This is a genomic window from Pseudomonas sp. FP2335 (assembly GCF_030687535.1).
Lineage (GTDB): Bacteria > Pseudomonadota > Gammaproteobacteria > Pseudomonadales > Pseudomonadaceae > Aquipseudomonas.
Map to the genome: position 1 here is coordinate 338997 of NZ_CP117437.1, position 20140 is coordinate 359136.

Consider the following 20140-nt stretch of genomic DNA (forward strand, 5'->3'; position numbering starts at 1 on the left):
CCGTCAAGAATCAGTTCATCCCTGGCAGGTTTACCGACGGTTTAAGATCGTTTTGCACAACTGATGCCATCGGAGCCACCACGCCCTGACTTCTCAGCAGTTGGCCCATGTCGGCCTTGATACGGTACTGCGTGTAAGTTTGCAGGCTTTTGATCTGTGCCAAGCGCTGCTGGGCGGTGAACAATTCGTTCTCGCTGTCGAGCAAGTCGAGCAGTGTACGCTCACCGAGGCTGAACTGCTGCTGGTACGAGGTCCGTACTTTGGTGCTGCGGTCAACATACTGCTGCGCGATCGGCACTTGCTGGGTGGCGTTGTTGTAGGCGTTCCACGCCAGGCCCAGCTCTTCGTTCAGCTGGCGCAGGGCGTTGTTGCGGATGTCCAGTGCCTGGCTGGCCTGGGACGCCTTCGATTGCAGGCTGGCCTTGTCGCTGCCGCCGTTGAACAGGTTGAACTGCATGTTCAGCATCGCGGAGTAGCCATTTTCATGACCTTCCTGGCCGCCGATGTTGTTGTTGGCCGAACGCTGCAGCACCGCATCAAAACGTGGGTAGAAGGTCGACTTGGCGGCTTCGTACTGCTTCTCCGCAGCGGCGATGTCCGATTCGGCCGAGCGCAATACCGGGCTGTCGGCAACCATCTGGCGGCGTGCTTCTTCCAGGCTGGCCGGCAATTCGGTCACCACGCCTGTAGGCCTTTCAAGCTGGTCCGGTTCCTTGCCGACAACACTGAGGAAGTTGGTGTTTGCGTCAGCCAGGTTGGTCTGCTCGGTGATCAGGTTGTTTTGCGCTTGAGCCAGACGGGCTTCGGCCTGGTCCATGTCCGCCATTCTTCCGACGCCACGGCTGGTGCGCAGTTTGATCTGGTCAAAAATACGTTCGTGGCTCTTCAGGTTGTCTTCTGCCAGTTGCACCATCTCGCGACGGGTCAAGACATCCAGATAAACCTGGGCAACGGTCAGCGCGGTGCGCTCGGAGGTGTTGAGCAGCGCATAACCACGGGAGTTGGCGGTGGCTTGTTGGCGGCCGACTTCATTGATGGTGCCAAAGCCCTGGAACAAATTTTGTTGCAGGCGAATGGTCGACTCGCCGCGGTTCAGGTTCTTCCAATCATGGCTGTTGCTGTTGGCGCGCGTCGTGGTGTTGTCGGAGCTTTCACGGCCATAGCCGCCCAACAGGTCGACTTTAGGCAGGTAGCCGCCCTGGGCTTCGCGTACCTGATAGTCGGCAGCAATGCGTGCATTAATAGCTGCCTGAATCTCCGGGTGATTTTTCACCGCATCTTGCATGGCTTCAGGCAGGGTTTGGGCCTGGACGAAACTGGCGGCTAAAGCAAACGGCACAGCTTTAAAAAGGTGCAAACGCATTCTGATTCTTCCCCGGGGATGGTTGCCTGAAAAACGCAACAGACGTGAAATATTGCATTGGAATTGGCAACCGAAATGACTGCTTGTCATAGGAACCTGGTAGTCCAAACAGAAAGTCGCGTGCCGATTAAATATCAATGTGACATTACTGGGCGGATTGTTTAGGATGGCGCCAAATAGGTCAATACCTTGACGGAAAAGTAATTTGCTGAATCAAACAACAAATTATTGACGCCAAATTTATCACACACAGTTAAGTACTCCAGCTATCGAATCGGCATAGGTAATGAGGCCGGTCTCCATGATGGATACCTCGAACGGTAATACACGGAGAGTCTTTTATGAGCAGCGTTGCGGTCGTCAAAAGCATTGTCGGTCAAGTGTTCGCGGTATCCCCGGAAGGGATTCGTCGCCTGCTTGTAGAAGGGGATCGCCTGCTCTCGGGTGAGCAAGTCGATACCGGCGCATCGGGCGCTGTCTCCCTGGAACTGGCCGACGGCCGCACCATTGACCTGGGGCGTGACACTCAGTGGAGCGCAAACGCTCCTGATTCGGTCACCGACCTCAGCGCCGCCACTGCCCAAGCCGCACCGTCCGTTGCCGAACTGCAGCAAGCCATCGCCGCCGGCGCCGACCCGACCCAAGACCTCGAAGCCACCGCCGCCGGCCCGACCTCCGCAGGCGCAGACGGCGCCGCGGGCGGCGGCCACAGCTTTATCGTGCTGGAAGCCACCGCAGGCGTGGTTGACCCGACCATCGGCTATCCGACGAACGGTCTGAACGCCGCCAGCGCCACCACCGCCCTCGATACCGGTGCCACCAACAATGGTGTCGACCCGCGTAACGTCACGATCACTCTGACCGCCACGCCGACCATCACCGAAGCCGGTGGCGTCGTCGTTTACACCGTATTCATCACCCAGGCACCGACCAGCGACCTGACCGTCACCCTGTCCAACGGCCTCTCCGTGGTGATCGCCGCCGGCCAGACCTCGGGCGCGCTGAACGTCACCTTCGCCGGTAACGACACGCCTTACCTGGACGCCTCGTCGATCTCCGCCACCATCGCCGGCACTTCCGGCGGCGGCAACCTGATCATCACCACCGACCCGGCGCCGGCTGTTACGCAGATCACCGACACCATCGACACCACCACCGTCACCCTGACCGCGACCGCCTCGGTGAATGAAGGCGGCCAGATCGTCTACACCGCGACCGTGACCAACGCGGCGCAGACCGACGTGGTGATCAAGCTGTCGAACGACAAGACCATCACCATCGAAGCCGGTAAAACCACTGGTACGGTCACGGTCGACACACCTGCCAACCTGGCCGACGGCAAAGACCTCACTGTCAGCGCCACCATCACCAGCGCGACCGGCGGTAACTACGAGAACCTTGCGATCAATCCGCAGGCGGCCACTTCGACGGTCGTTGCCGTGGATGATCCGAGCGTATTGAAGCCCGATACCAACACGATTGCCGAAGATACCCTCGCCACTGGCAACGTGCTGAGCAACGACAGCGACATCGACAACGTGTTGACCGTGGCCACCTTCCAGGTGGGCGGCAATACCTATAACGCCGGTCAAACCGCCAACATCGAAGGCGTGGGCAGCATCACGATTGGCACGGATGGCGCGTACACCTTTACGCCGATCAAGGATTACAACGGTGAGGTGCCAACGATTGGCTACACCACCAACACCGGGTCCAGCAGCACGCTGAACGTGACGGTGACGCCGGTTAACGATGCCCCAGTGATTCAAGTAACGGGCAACACCCTGGTCGAAAACACCGCGGTCGCCGGCAGTGTGGCGGGCACCTTTGTTGCCAGCGATGCAGAAACGCCAGCTGACCAGCTGAAAATCGCGTTCACCGGCGACAGCAACAAAGATGGCTACTACGCCATCGACGGCAACAACGTCGTCCTGACCCAGAAGGGTGCAGACTTCGTTAACGCCGGCAACCAACTGCCGCAGATCGGCCTGACCGTTACCGATGCTGACAACGTCAGCACCACCGCTACCGGCCAACCAACCGTCACCCTGCAAAACGATGTGCCGGTGATTGAAGTCACGGCCAACACCATTGTTGAAGACACCGCGACAGCGGGCACCGTCGCCGGTACCTTCACCGCAACCGACGAAGAGACGCCGCGTGATGGCCTGACCATCTCCTTCACCGGCAACAGCAACGCCGACGGCTACTACGCTATCTCCGGCAACAACGTTGTGCTGACCCAGAAAGGCGCGGACTTCGTTAACGCTGGCAATCAATTGCCGAAGATCGACCTGACGGTTACCGACCCTCAGGGCGCGAACTCCACAGGTTCCGACCAACCGACCGTCACCCTGCACAACGATGTGCCGGTGATTGAAGTCGTTGCCAATACCCTTGAAGAAAACTCTGCCACTGCGGGCACTGTCGCCGGTACCTTCACCGCGACCGACGAAGAGACGCCGCGTGATGGCCTGACTATCTCCTTCACCGGCAACAGCAACGTCGACGGTTACTACAGCATCGTTGGCAACAACGTTGTGCTGACTCAGAAAGGCGCCGACTTCGTTAACGCTGGCAACCAACTGCCGAAGATCGACCTGACTGTCACCGATCCAGAAGGCTTGAACTCCAGCAACAGTGCTCAGCCGACCGTCAACCTGCACAACGATGTGCCAGTGATTGAAGTCGTTGCCAACACCCTGGAAGAAAACTCCGCCACTGCGGGCACCGTCGCCGGTACCTTCACCGCAACCGACGAAGAGACGCCGCGTGATGGCCTGACCATCTCCTTCACCGGCAACAGCAACGCCGACGGTTACTACGCTATCTCCGGCAACAACGTTGTGCTGACCCAGAAAGGCGCGGACTTCGTTAACGCTGGCAATCAATTGCCGAAGATCGACCTGACCGTCACCGACCCTGAAGGCCTGAACTCCAGCAACAGCGCTCAGCCGACCGTCAACCTGCACAACGATGTGCCGGTGATTGAAGTCGTTGCCAACACTCTGGAAGAAAACTCCGCCACTGCGGGCACCGTGGCCGGTACCTTCACCGCGACCGACGAAGAGACGCCGCGTGATGGCCTGACTATCTCCTTCACCGGCAACAGCAACGTCGACGGTTACTACAGCATCGTTGGCAACAACGTCATGCTGACTCAGAAAGGCGCCGACTTCGTTAACGCCGGTAACCAGCTGCCGAAGATCGACCTGACCGTCACCGACCCAGAAGGCTTGAACTCCAGCAACAGTGCTCAGCCGACCGTCAACCTGCACAACGACGTGCCAGTGATTGAAGTCGTTGCCAACACCCTGGAAGAAAACTCCGCCACTGCGGGCACCGTCGCCGGTACCTTCACCGCGACCGACGAAGAGACGCCGCGTGATGGCCTGACTATCTCCTTCACTGGCAACAGCAACGCCGACGGTTACTACAGCATCGTTGGCAACAACGTTGTGCTGACTCAGAAAGGCGCCGACTTCGTTAACGCCGGCAACCAACTGCCGAAGATCGACCTGACCGTCACCGACCCAGAAGGCCTGAACTCCAGCAACAGTGCTCAGCCGACCGTCAACCTGCACAACGACGTGCCGGTGATCGAAGTGGTCGCCAACACCCTGGAAGAGAACTCCGCCACTGCGGGCACCGTCGCCGGTACCTTCACCGCCACCGACGAAGAGACGCCGCGTGATGGCCTGACCATCTCCTTCACTGGCAACAGCAACGTCGACGGTTACTACAGCATCGTTGGCAACAACGTGGTCCTGACCCAGAAGGGCGCCGACTTCGTTAACGCTGGCAACCAACTGCCGAAGATCGACCTGACCGTCACCGACCCTGAAGGCCTGAACTCCAGCAACAACGCTCAGCCAGTGGTTAACCTGCACAACGACGTGCCGGTGATCGAAGTGGTCGCCAACACCCTGGAAGAGAACTCCGCCACTGCGGGCACCGTCGCCGGTACCTTCACCGCGACCGACGAAGAAACCCCACGTGATGGCCTGACCATTTCCTTCACTGGCAACAGCAACGCCGACGGCTACTACAGCATCGTTGGCAACAACGTTGTGCTGACTCAAAAAGGCGCCGACTTCGTTAACGCCGGCAACCAGCTGCCAAAAATCGACCTGACCGTCACCGACCCTGAAGGCCTGAACTCCAGCAACAGTGCTCAGCCGACCGTCAACCTGCACAACGATGTGCCGGTGATCGAAGTGGTCGCTAACACCCTGGAAGAAAACTCCGCCACTGCGGGCACCGTCGCCGGTACCTTCACCGCGACCGACGAAGAAACCCCACGTGATGGCCTGACCATCTCCTTCACTGGCAACAGCAACGCCGACGGCTACTACACCATCGTTGGCAACGACGTCGTCCTGACCCAAAAAGGCGCCGACTTCGTTAACGCTGGCAACCAACTGCCAAAAATCGACCTGACTGTCACCGACCCTGAAGGCCTGAACTCCAGCAACAGTGCTCAGCCGACCGTCAACCTGCACAACGATGTGCCGGTGATCGAAGTGGTCGCTAACACCCTGGAAGAAAACTCCGCCACTGCGGGCACCGTCGCCGGTACCTTCACCGCGACCGACGAAGAAACCCCACGTGATGGCCTGACCATCTCCTTCACCGGCAACAGCAACGCCGACGGCTACTACAGCATCGTTGGCAACAACGTTGTGCTGACCCAGAAAGGCGCCGACTTCGTTAACGCCGGCAACCAGCTGCCAAAAATCGACCTGACCGTCACCGATCCAGAAGGCTTGAACTCCAGCAACAACGCTCAGCCAGTGGTCAACCTGCACAACGACGTGCCGGTGATCGAAGTGGTCGCCAACACCCTGGAAGAAAACTCCGCCACTGCGGGCACCGTGGCCGGTACCTTCACCGCGACCGACGAAGAAACCCCACGTGATGGCTTGACCATCTCCTTCACCGGCAACAGCAACGTCGACGGTTACTACAGCATCGTTGGCAACAACGTGGTCCTGACCCAGAAGGGCGCCGACTTCGTTAACGCTGGTAACCAGCTGCCGAAGATCGACCTGACTGTCACCGATCCAGAAGGCTTGAACTCCAGCAACAGTGCTCAGCCGACCGTCAACCTGCACAACGATGTGCCGGTGATCGAAGTGGTCGCTAACACCCTGGAAGAGAACTCCGCCACTGCGGGCACCGTGGCCGGTACCTTCACCGCGACCGACGAAGAGACCCCGCGTGATGGCTTGACCATCTCCTTCACCGGCAACAGCAACGCCGACGGCTACTACAGCATCGTGGGCAACAACGTTGTGCTGACCCAGAAGGGCGCGGACTTCGTTAACGCTGGCAACCAACTGCCGAAGATCGACCTGACTGTCACCGACCCAGAAGGCCTGAACTCCAGCAACAGTGCTCAGCCGACCGTCAACCTGCACAACGATGTGCCAGTGATTGAAGTCGTTGCCAACACTCTGGAAGAAAACTCCGCCACTGCGGGCACCGTGGCCGGTACCTTCACCGCGACCGACGAAGAGACGCCGCGTGATGGCCTGACTATCTCCTTCACCGGCAACAGCAACGTCGACGGTTACTACAGCATCGTTGGCAACGACGTCGTCCTGACCCAGAAGGGCGCGGACTTTGTTAACGCCGGCAACCAACTGCCGAAGATCGACCTGACCGTCACCGACCCAGAAGGCCTGAACTCCAGCAACAGCGCTCAGCCGACCGTCAACCTGCACAACGACGTGCCGGTGATCGAAGTGGTCGCCAACACCCTGGAAGAGAACTCCGCCACTGCGGGCACCGTGGCCGGTACCTTCACCGCCACCGACGAAGAAACCCCACGTGATGGCCTGACCATCTCCTTCACTGGCAACAGCAACGCCGACGGCTACTACACCATCGTTGGCAACGACGTCGTCCTGACCCAAAAAGGCGCCGACTTCGTTAACGCCGGCAACCAACTGCCGAAGATCGACCTGACCGTTACCGACCCTCAGGGCGCGAACTCCACGGGTTCCGACCAACCGAGCGTCAACCTACACAACGATGTACCGGTCATCGAAATTGCGGCCAGCACCATTGTTGAGGACACCGCCAGCGCAGGCACCGTCGCAGGTACCTTCACCGCAACCGACGAAGAAACCCCGCGCGATGGCCTGACCATCTCCTTCACCGGCAACAGCAATGTCGACGGCTACTACAGCATCGTAGGCAACAACGTCGTGCTGACCCAAAAGGGCGCGGACTTCGTTAACGCCGGCAACCAACTGCCAAAAATCGACCTGACCGTCACCGACCCAGAAGGCCTCCACTCCAACGGCACCGGCCAGCCGACGGTGACCCTGGTCGACGACACCCCAACCGCCATCGACAACCATATCGAAGGCAACGAAGACACCCCGATCGAACTGACCTGGTCGACTTTCGGTGTCCAGGATGAAGACTCCACCAGCCCAGGCGTGGTGTTCACCAGCCTGCCGGCCGGTTCCATCGAATACAAAGTCGACGGTGAGTGGGTCAAGCTCACCACCGCCGACCTGAAAAGCGACACCTCGTCGGGCAAGGTCTTCACCCAGGCTGATTTCGACGGCCACAACGTGCGCTACACCCCGGCAGAGAACGAGTCCGGCGACAACAGCTTCGGCGGTACCGGCGTGGGCAACAAGCAAGGTGACTACACCGAGCTGAAGTTCCAGGCCACCGACGGCAACTCCTACAGCGACACCAAAACCATCACCGTGGATATTCACCCGGTGACGGATGTGCCGATCTTGAACATCGGCCAGGTACCAACCGGCCTGACCATTCAAACCTGGACCGGCAGCAACCTGCCGGGCGCGTTGGGCACCAATGGTCAAGGCGTGACCGACTCCAACACCCTGATCAAGGTCATCAACGGCCAGACCGCTGACAGCGCCGCGTCCACTGGCGTGACCAGCAACGTGAGCAACGGCAATGTGGCCGAAGGCACCGCGACCAAAGTGTCCGGCCTGGTCTACCTGGAAGCCGGCAAGAGCTACACCTTCACGGGTACGGCCGACGACAGTCTGGCAATCACCGTGGGCGGCAAGCTGGTTGCTTCCGAGACCTGGAGCCAAGGCAGCGGGATCAACGGGTCGTCGTACACGCCGACCGAGTCGGGCTACTACACCCTCGACGTCTACCACTACAACCAGAACGGCCCGGGCAACTACGACGTCAACGTGTCGATCAACAACGGCCCGTCGACGTCGCTGGGCAACAGCGGCCTGCAGACCTACACCAGTGCAGCCGCGCTGGAAGCCGCCGGCATGGTGCTGGGCGACAGCCACGTGGTGAATGGCGAAGGCTATTACACCGGCAACGTCTACAACCACGGCCTGGAAGACACCGCGATCAAGCTCGCGCCGATCACCGCCACGTTTGTCGACAACGACGGTTCGGAATCCCACAAGGTGGAAATCAGCGGCTTGCCGGAAGGCACCGTGATCACCGACGGCACCACTGGCCACAGCATCATTTCGACCGGCGCAAACACGCTGTACGACGTGAGCACCTGGAACCTGAGCACCCTGACGGTTACACCGTTCAAGGACTCGACGGCCAGCTTCGACCTGACCGTGAAAGCCACGGCCAAAGAGCTGAGCACCGGCGTTGAAGAAGTCACCACCGGCAAAATCAGCGTTGTGGTCACGGCGGTCAACGACGCGCCAGTACTGGGCAACGATTCGACCAACGCGTTCGGCGACACCTACATCGAAGGCAAGCCAGGCGGCTATGTCGCGGCGCACCTGACCATCACCGACGTCGACAACAGCACCCTGCAAAGCGCCAAGGTCACGCTGGTCAACCACCTGGCCGACGACGTGCTGATCGCGGATGTCAGCAGCACCAAAATCACCGTCAGCTACGACAAGACCACCGGCGTGCTGACCCTGTCCGGTGAAGCCACCAAGGCTGAATACCAGGAAGTCCTGCGCTCGGTGCACTTCGCCAGCGAAAGCGAAGACCCAAGCCCGGCCAACCGCAACCTGACCATCACCGTGAATGACGGCCAGGCGGATTCGGCACCGGCGACCTCCGTGATCTACGTGGTTCCGGTCAACGACGCGCCGGTGATCGGCTTCGACAGCAGCAAATTTGTCGAGCAAAAAGGCGCAGTGGCCCTGGTTGAAAACCTGAGCATCACCGACGTCGACAACAAGACCTTCAGCAAAGTGGTGGTCACCGTTGATCACCTGGTGTCCGGCGACCTGCTCAGCAGCGCCGACGTGCTCAAGGCCCTCGCGGTTGCCGGTATCACCATCACCGAAAGCGGCAGCGCCGCCGATGGCAAGATCGTCTACACCCTGACCAGCAGCTCGCCGGCTGGCAGCAGCGCCGCCGACTTCATCAAGCTGGTTGAAGCGATCACCTTCCAGGCCCCGGGCAACAACCCGGCCGGCACTGATCGCACTGTGTCCATCGCTGTCACCGATAACGGTGGCGGCAACCTCGACCGTGAGCCGCCAGAAACCAGCACTGCCACGGGCAAGGTCACCGTCGAGCTGTTCAACGACGCACCGACTGCAACCGCCACCTCGGCAGGCGCGGACGAAGACCACGCGGCCACGATCGTACTCAGCGGCGCCGATGTGGACGGTACCGTTGCCAACTTCGTCATTACCGCCTTGCCGGAAAACGGCAAGCTGTACAGCGACGCCAGCCTGACCACCGAACTGAAGGTCGGTGATTCGGTGCCTGCGGGCGCTGACGGCAAGGCGTCGGTCTACTTCTCCCCAACCGCCGACTGGAGTGGCAGCACCTCGCTGACCTTCACGGCGGTCGACAATGCCGGTAAAGCCAGCGATGTCACCACTGCTCCAGTGACCATCGCGCCGGTCACCGACACCCCGCACCTGGGCCTGCTCGGTGGCGGCGTTGTCAGCGCGATCAACTTCGACAGCGCGAACCTCAACGGTTCGTGGGGCACGGTTGCCGTTGGCGATGCCAACAACGCAGCCGGCACCGCACCGACCACCCAGTGGTTGACCGGCAACAGCGACGGCAAAGTCGAAATCGGCCAGAGCAGCATCTACGGCGTAGAGACCCCGGGCAACAGCCAGGTCATCGAGCTTGAGAAAAACGCTGGCGACGACTCCAGCCTGTACACCATCATCAAGGCTGAAAGCGGTACCGCGTACTCCATCTCGGTCGACTACTCGCCGCGTGCCGGCGCCGAGAACAACTCGGTCATCGATGTGTTCTGGGGCGGCGTCAAAGTCGGCACCCTGGACACCACCGTCGTTGGCATGAAGACCTACACCTTCGTGGTGCCGGTGACTGTCGACGGTGACGCCAAACTCGAATTCAAGGCCCCGGCCGGCCAAGCCAACAACTCCCTTGGCGGCGTGATGGACAACATCAGCGTGACCCAGGTGCTGAACACCGGCCTGGAAGACCACGCGATCAAGTTGTCCGCAATTGACGCCTACGCCACCGACAAGGATGGCTCCGAGACGCTCAAGCTGGAAATCAGCGGCATTCCGCAAGGCGCGACCATTTCCGATGGCGCGGGCCACACCTTTACCGCGTCGGCCGGCAACCAAAGCGTCGACATCAGCGACTGGAGCAAGGCCACACTGGTCTACAACCCGGTGCCAAACGCCTACGGTCTGGTGAACCTGACCGTGACCGCCACCGCGCAGGATGGTGATGCGGCGCCTAAGTCCGAGTCGATCACGCTGCCGATCAATGTGATTTCGGTCAACGACCTACCCGTCATCGAAGTAGTCGCCAATGCCCTGGTGGAAGGCCAGGTGGCTGAAGGCACCGTTGCCGGTACCTTCACCGTCAGCGATGTTGAAACCCCGGTTGCCCAGCTGAAAGTCACCTTCACTGGCGACAGCAACAAAGATGGCTACTACACCCTCGTTGGCAATGCCGTGGTACTGACCCTGGCGGGTGCGAACTTCGTCAACACCGGTAACAAGCTGCCTGCGATTGACCTGACCGTGACCGATGCCGATAAAGGCAGCTCGCACGACGCGGCTACACCGGATGTGACGTTGGTCAACGACGTGCCGGTGATTGAAGTTGTTGCCAACACCCTGGAAGAGAACTCGGCTACTGCGGGTACCGTTGCCGGTACTTTCACTGCGACCGACGAAGAGACGCCGCGTGATGGTTTGACTATCTCCTTCACCGGTACCAGCAACGCCGATGGCTACTACGCTATCTCCGGCAATAACGTTGTGCTGACCCAGAAAGGCGCGGACTTCGTTAACGCTGGCAACCAGTTGCCGAAGATTGATCTGACCGTTACCGATCCAGCGGGCGCGCATTCGAATGGCGAAGGCCAGCCGACTGTTAACCTGCATAACGATGTGCCGGTAATCGAGGTTGCTCCTGCCACCATCGAAGAGAACTCGGCTACTGCGGGTACCGTGGCCGGTACGTTCACTGCGACCGACGAAGAAACCCCACGTGATGGCCTGACCATCTCCTTCACTGGCACCAGCAACGCTGATGGCTACTACGCTATCTCCGGCAACAACGTTGTGCTGACCCAGAAAGGCGCGGACTTCGTTAACGCTGGCAACCAGCTGCCGAAGATTGATCTGACTGTTACCGATCCATCGGGCGCGCATTCGAATGGCGAAGGTCAGCCGACCGTCAATCTGCACAACGATGTGCCGGTAATCGAGGTTGCTCCTGCCACCATCGAAGAGAACTCGGCTACTGCGGGCACCGTTGCCGGTACCTTCACCGCGACCGACGAAGAAACCCCACGTGATGGTTTGACTATCTCCTTCACGGGCAACAGCAACGTCGACGGCTACTACGCTATCTCCGGCAACAACGTTGTGTTGACCCAGAAAGGCGCGGACTTCGTTAATGCTGGCAACCAGTTGCCGAAGATCGACCTGACCGTCACCGATCCAGCGGGTGCTTCCTCGAATGGCGAAGGCCAGCCGACCGTTAACCTGCATAACGACGTGCCGGTGATCGAAGTTGCTCCGGCCACCATTGAAGAGAACTCCGCCACTGCGGGCACCGTCGCCGGTACTTTCACTGCGACCGACGAAGAAACCCCACGTGATGGCCTGACCATCTCCTTCACTGGCACCAGCAACGCTGATGGCTACTACGCTATCTCCGGCAACAACGTCGTGCTGACCCAAAAAGGCGCGGACTTCGTTAATGCTGGCAACCAGCTGCCGAAGATCGACCTGACTGTTACCGATCCAGCGGGCGCTTCCTCGAATGGCGAAGGCCAACCGACTGTTAACCTGCACAACGATGTGCCGGTAATCGAGGTTGCTCCTGCCACCATCGAAGAAAACTCGGCTACTGCGGGCACCGTTGCCGGTACGTTCACCGCAACGGACGAAGAGACTCCGCGTGATGGTTTGACCATCTCTTTCACGGGCAACAGCAACGTTGACGGCTACTACAGCATTGTTGGCAACAACGTGGTCCTGACCCAGAAAGGTGCTGACTTCGTTAACGCTGGCAACCAGCTGCCGAAGATCGACCTGACTGTTACCGATCCAGCGGGCGCTTCCTCGAATGGCGAAGGCCAGCCGACCGTTAACCTGCATAACGACGTGCCGGTAATCGAGGTTGCTCCTGCCACCATCGAAGAGAACTCCGCCACTGCGGGCACCGTCGCCGGTACTTTCACTGCGACCGACGAAGAGACGCCGCGTGATGGCCTGACCATCTCCTTCACGGGTACCAGCAACGCTGATGGCTACTACGCTATCTCCGGCAACAACGTCGTGCTGACCCAGAAAGGTGCTGACTTCGTTAATGCTGGCAACCAGTTGCCGAAGATCGATCTGACCGTCACCGACCCAGCGGGCGCTTCTTCGAATGGCGAAGGCCAACCGACCGTTAACCTGCACAACGATGTGCCGGTAATCGAGGTTACTCCTGCCACCATCGAAGAGAACTCCGCCACTGCGGGTACCGTGGCCGGTACGTTCACTGCGACCGACGAAGAAACCCCACGTGATGGTTTGACCATCTCCTTCACGGGCACCAGCAACGTCGACGGCTACTACAGCATTGTTGGCAACAACGTGGTCCTGACCCAGAAAGGTGCTGACTTCGTTAACGCTGGCAACCAGCTGCCGAAGATTGACCTGACCGTCACCGACCCAGCGGGCGCTTCCTCGAATGGCGAAGGCCAGCCGACCGTTAACCTGCATAACGACGTGCCGGTGATCGAAGTTGCTCCGGCCACCATTGAAGAGAACTCCGCCACTGCGGGCACCGTCGCCGGTACTTTCACTGCGACCGACGAAGAGACGCCGCGTGATGGCCTGACCATCTCCTTCACCGGCACCAGCAACGCTGATGGCTACTACGCTATCTCCGGCAATAACGTCGTGCTGACCCAAAAAGGCGCGGACTTCGTTAATGCTGGCAACCAGCTGCCGAAGATCGACCTGACCGTCACCGACCCAGCGGGCGCTTCCTCGAATGGCGAAGGCCAGCCGACCGTCAATCTGCACAACGATGTGCCGGTAATCGAGGTTGCTCCTGCCACCATCGAAGAGAACTCCGCCACCGCGGGCACCGTCGCCGGTACTTTCACTGCGACCGACGAAGAAACCCCACGTGATGGCCTGACCATCTCCTTCACTGGCACCAGCAACGCTGATGGCTACTACGCTATCTCCGGCAACAACGTCGTGCTGACCCAGAAGGGTGCGGACTTCGTTAACGCTGGCAACCAGCTGCCGAAGATCGACCTGACTGTTACCGACCCAGCGGGCGCTTCTTCGAATGGCGAAGGCCAACCGACCGTTAACCTGCACAACGATGTGCCGGTAATCGAGGTTACTCCTGCCACCATCGAAGAGAACTCCGCCACTGCGGGTACCGTGGCCGGTACGTTCACTGCGACCGACGAAGAGACTCCACGTGATGGTTTGACCATCTCCTTCACTGGCACCAGCAACGCTGATGGCTACTACGCTATCTCCGGCAACAACGTCGTGCTGACCCAAAAAGGCGCGGACTTCGTTAACGCTGGCAACCAGCTGCCGAAGATCGACCTGACTGTTACCGACCCAGCGGGCGCTTCCTCGAATGGCGAAGGCCAGCCGACCGTTAACCTGCATAACGACGTGCCGGTGATTGAAGTCGTTGCTAATACCCTGGAAGAAAACTCCGCCACTGCGGGTACCGTGGCCGGTACGTTCACTGCGACCGACGAAGAAACCCCACGTGATGGCCTGACCATCTCCTTCACGGGCAACAGCAACGTTGACGGCTACTACAGCATTGTTGGCAACAACGTGGTCCTGACCCAGAAAGGTGCTGACTTCGTTAACGCTGGCAACCAGCTGCCGAAGATCGACCTGACCGTCACCGACCCAGCGGGCGCTTCCTCGAATGGTGAAGGCCAACCGACTGTTAACCTGCATAACGATGTGCCGGTAATCGAGGTTGCTCCGGCCACCATCGAAGAGAACTCGGCTACTGCGGGTACCGTTGCCGGTACTTTCACCGCAACGGACGAAGAGACTCCACGTGATGGCCTGACCATCTCCTTCACGGGCACCAGCAACGCTGATGGCTACTACGCTATCTCCGGCAACAACGTCGTGCTGACCCAAAAAGGCGCGGACTTCGTTAACGCTGGCAACCAGCTGCCGAAGATCGACCTGACCGTCACCGACCCAGCGGGCGCTTCTTCGAATGGCGAAGGCCAACCGACCGTTAACCTGCACAACGATGTGCCGGTAATCGAGGTTGCTCCTGCCACCATCGAAGAGAACTCGGCTACTGCGGGCACCGTCGCCGGTACTTTCACCGCCACCGACGAAGAGACGCCGCGTGATGGCCTGACCATCTCCTTCACTGGCAACAGCAACGTCGACGGCTACTACAGCATTGTTGGCAACAACGTGGTCCTGACCCAGAAGGGCGCGGACTTCGTTAATGCTGGCAACCAGCTGCCGAAGATCGACCTGACTGTTACCGATCCAGAAGGCCTGCACTCCAGCAACAACGCTCAGCCAGTGGTTAACTTGCACAACGACGTACCGGTCATCACCGTCGCAGCCAACACCCTGGAAGAAAACTCGGCCACTGCGGGCACCGTCGCCGGTACCTTCACCGCGACCGACGAAGAAACCCCACGTGCTGGCCTGACCATCACCTTCACCGGCACCAGCAACGCCGATGGCTACTACAGCATCTCCGGCAACAACGTTGTGCTGACCCAGAAAGGTGCTGACTTCGTCAACGCCGGTAACCAGCTGCCGAAGATCGACCTGACCGTCACCGATCCAGAAGGCCTGCACTCCAACGCAGCGGCCCAACCGAACGTTAACTTGCACAACGACGTGCCGGTCATCACCGTCGCAGCCAACACCCTGGAAGAAAACTCGGCCACTGCGGGCACCGTCGCCGGTACCTTCACCGCGACCGACGAAGAAACCCCACGTGCTGGCCTGACCATCACTTTCACGGGCACCAGCAACGCCGATGGCTACTACAGCATCTCCGGCAACAACGTTGTGCTGACTCAGAAAGGCGCGGACTTCGTTAACGCCGGTAACCAGTTGCCGAAGATCGACCTGACTGTTACCGATCCAGAAGGCCTGCACTCCAACGCAGCGGCCCAACCGAACGTTAACTTGCACAACGACGTACCGGTCATCACCGTCGCAGCCAACACCCTGGAAGAAAACTCGGCCACTGCGGGCACCGTCGCCGGTACCTTCACCGCGACCGACGAAGAGACTCCACGCTCGGGTCTGACCATCACCTTCACCGGCACCAGCAACGCCGATGGCTACTACAGCATCTCCGGCAACAACGTTGTGCTGACCCAGAAAGGCGCGGACTTCGTCAACGCCGGCAACCAGTTGCCGAAAATCGATCTGACCGTCACCGATCCAGAAGGCCTGCACTCCAGCAACAACGCGCAGCCAGTGGTCAACCTGCACAACGACGTGCCAGTGATCGCCATCACGGCGACCACCATCGTTGAAGACACCGCTAAAGTCGGCACCGTGGCCGGTACGTTCTCCGCGAGCGACGAAGAAACTCCTGTTGCCCAGCTGAAGATCACCTTCACCACTGGCACCAACACCGACGGCTACTACAGCCTGTCCGGTAGCAACGTCGTGCTGACGCAGAAGGGCGCCGATTGGGTCAACGCCGGCAACCAATTGCCGAAGATCGACCTGACCGTGACCGACGCCGACAACGCCAGCTCCCACAGCACTGGCCAGCCGACGGTCACCCTGGTCGACGACACGCCAACCGCTACCAACGGCTACATCCAGAGCGACGAAGACACCCCGGTCGAACTGACCTGGGCGACCTTTGGCGTCAAGGATGAAGACTCGGCGAACCCGAAAGTGGTGTTCACCAGCCTGCCTGCCGGTTCCATCGAGTACAAAGTCAACGGCGTGTGGGTTGCGCTCACCACCGCTGACCTCAAGACCGATACCTCGGCCGGCAAGTCGTTCAGCCAGGCTGACTTCGACAACCACAACGTGCGTTACAGTCCGGCGGCCAACGAGTCGGGTGACAACAGCTTCGGCGGCACCGGCGTGGGTAACAAGCAAGGTGATTACACCGAGCTGAAGTTCCAGGCCACCGACGGCAACACTTACAGCGACACCAAAACCATCACCGTGGACATCCACCCGGTGACGGACGTGCCTGTCGTCACGATCAATGCGTTCAACGCGGTACCAACCGGCTTGGTCATCCAGACCTGGACCGGCGGCAACCTGCCGAGCGCATTGGGCACCAACGGTAATGGCGTGGCCAAAGCCGACGACCTGATCAAGGTCATCGACGCCAAAACCGCTGCCAGCGCCGCGTCCACTGGCGTGACCAGCAACGTGAGCAACAGCAACGTAGTGGAAGGCACCGCGACCAAGGTCTCTGGCCTGATCTACCTGGAAGCCGGCAAGAGCTATACCTTCACGGGTACAGCCGATGACAGCCTGGCTATCACCGTGGGCGGCAAGTTGGTTGCGACCGAGACCTGGAGCAAGGGCAGCGCGATTACCGGCACGGCTTACACGCCGACCGAGTCGGGCTACTACACCCTCGACATCTACCACTACAACCAGGCCGGCGGGGGCAACTACGACGTCAACGTGTCGATCAACAACGGCCCGTCGATGTCCCTGGGCAACAGCGGCGTGCAGACCTACACCAGCGTGGATGCGTTGAAAGCCGCCGGTGCGGTGCTCGGCGACAGCCACGTGGTCAATGGCGAAGGCTATTACACCGGCTACGTCTACAACCGTGGCCTGGAAGACACCGCGATCAAGGTCAGCCCGATCACCACGACGTTTGTCGACAATGACGGCTCGGAATCCCACAAGGTGGAAATCAGCGGTCTGCCCAAAGGCACCGTGATCACCGATGGCACCACTGGCAACAGCATCACCTCGACCGGCAGTACCACGCTGTACGACGTCAGCACCTGGAACCTGAAAACCCTGACGGTCACTCCGTTCAAGGATTCGACCGCCAGCTTCGACCTGACCGTGAAAGCGACCGCCAAAGAGTTGAGCACTGGGGTTGAAGCGGTAACGACCGGCAAAGTGAGCATTGTGATCACCGCGGTCAACGACGCGCCGACCCTGGACCTCAGCACTGCGGACGGTGCTGTCGCCACCGGCTACAACACGGCGTACACCGAACGTGCCGCCGCGGGTGTGGCGATCACTGGCGTCGTCGCTATCGGCGACGTCGACAGTACCCAGATGCAAAACGCGACCATCACCCTGAAAAACGCGAGTGCCGGCGATCAGCTCAGCTCGAGCCTGGTTTCGGTGGGCGGTACGTACAAAGGCATCACCCTGACCAGCGTCGGTACCGACGTCAGCGGCAAAATCGTGCTGACCCTCTCGGGCACCGCGGATTCGGCGACTTACAAGGCACTGCTGGAGTCGTTCCAATATTCCAGCACCAGCAAGTACCCGACCCTGGGCGATCGTACGGTCGAGATCTCGGTGACGGACAACGAAGGCGGCAACAGCCTGAGTTCGTTGGTCGCTACCAGCACCATTACCGTTCAGCCGCAGGTCTACACCCCGGTCACCGAAGGCGGCGCTGCTGCCGACACCATCGACCTGGGTTCGAGCTCGGCGAATAACGTTGTGGTCGGCGACAAGGGTGGTATCACCACTGCGGGCACCAACTACAACATCGCGTTCCTGGTCGACACCTCGGGCAGTATCGGCTCCTCGGCCATGAAGTCGATCAAGGACCAACTCTCGGGCATCTTCGATACCTTGATTGCCAATGCCGGCAATAAAGACTCGGGTGTGGTGAAAGTGCTGCTGGTCGACTTCGACACCCGTGTCGAGTCGCAGGTCTCGGTCAACCTGGCCGACAAGACGGCTGCCAAGGCTGCCTTGCAGGCTGTGTTGAACCAGATGGTGTCCAATTCCAGCGACATGACCAACTACCAGGACGCGTTCAAAGCGGCCTCCGATTGGTTCAAGAGCAGCGACGCGACCAGCAACACCGGCGCGAAAAACCTCACGTACTTCATCACCGACGGTTCGCCGAACGTGTACACCGACGTGCAGGGCAACCCGAACCTGGGCACGACCAGCTTCTGGGGTTCGACCGTCTACTTTGACAGCGTTGTGAATAACTCCAATTACGTCCTGGGCCAGAGCAACGCGCTCTATACGACGATCAATGGCAAGTCGCAGATGATCGTCGACGGTAGCGGTAACGTTTACTCCTACGACAGCCGTGGCAGCCGCTACTTCGAGGGTACGGTCGTGGCCAACAGCAATGGCGGCTTCGACGTTGCGTCGGTCTACCAGAGCTCCAGCACCGCACTGGCGAACGCCAAGACCGCCTACAACGACTTGGTCAACGCGGTCACCGGCAAAGTAGTGGTCGAGGCGATCGGCCTGGGTTCGGACATCGATAGCACCGTGCTCAAGCAGTTCGATACCGACAAAGTGGTTGCCAACATTGATACCGCGAAGCTGGCGGATGCCATCACCGGCCACACCGCCGATGCGGGTTCCGACAGCATTTCCGGTGGTTCGGGCAACGACATCCTGTTCGGCGACCTGATCAGCTACAAAGGCCAGGAAGGCAGTGCGGCACTCAAGGCGTTCGCCGCCGAGAAGCTGTCCACTACCGTCGACCAGATCGATGACCGCACCCTGCACCAGTACATCACTGAGCACGTGCAGGACGTGGGGGCGTTGGCCAACGCGTCGAACATCTACAACACCAATGATGGCAACGACAGCCTGATCGGTAATGCCGGCAACGACATCCTGTTCGGCCAAGGCGGCAACGACACCTTGAATGGCGGCGCAGGCAACGACATCCTGGTCGGCGGCAAGGGTAACGACATCCTCACCGGCGGCGCGGGTGCCGATACCTTCGTCTGGCTCAAAGGCGACACCAACACCAACGGCGGCTTTGATCAGATCAAGGACTTCAAGCACAGCGAAGGCGACAAGCTGGACCTGTCCGACTTGCTGCAAGGCAACAACGACACCAACTTGGCGAACTACCTGAAGTTGACCACCGACTCGGCGGGCAACTCGACGCTGAGCGTGAGCAGCACCGGTTCGTTCACCGCCAGCGGCGGCACGGCCGATGTGACAATCAAGGTCGATGGCGCGAACTGGGGCAGTGGCAGCACCGCGATCAACAACCTGATCGCCGGTGGCGACCTGACCGTCAAGCACCACGACTGATCACCACGGGGGCGTCAATCTTTCGGGATTGGCGCCCCTTGGCATCGGCTGCGGGAAAAAGTGTGTAATCTCTGTAGGCGTCGTACGCGGCGCCTGCAGG

The 20140-nt window shown here is 60.0% G+C and carries 2 protein-coding genes; one reads left to right on the forward strand and one right to left on the reverse strand.

Going from position 1 to position 20140, the window contains the following annotated elements:
• Positions 1-10 precede the first annotated feature (10 nt).
• The gene (locus PSH81_RS01495; RefSeq protein WP_305391889.1) at positions 11-1363 is read right to left on the reverse strand and encodes a TolC family outer membrane protein; all 1353 of its coding nucleotides are present in this window, start codon (positions 1361-1363) and stop codon (positions 11-13) included.
• Between the two features lie 341 nt (positions 1364-1704).
• Between PSH81_RS01495 and PSH81_RS01500 the strand changes: the two genes are divergently transcribed.
• Positions 1705-20040, forward strand: a complete 18336-nt coding sequence (locus PSH81_RS01500) for a retention module-containing protein (RefSeq protein ID WP_305391890.1) — start codon at positions 1705-1707, stop codon at positions 20038-20040.
• Positions 20041-20140 lie beyond the last annotated feature (100 nt).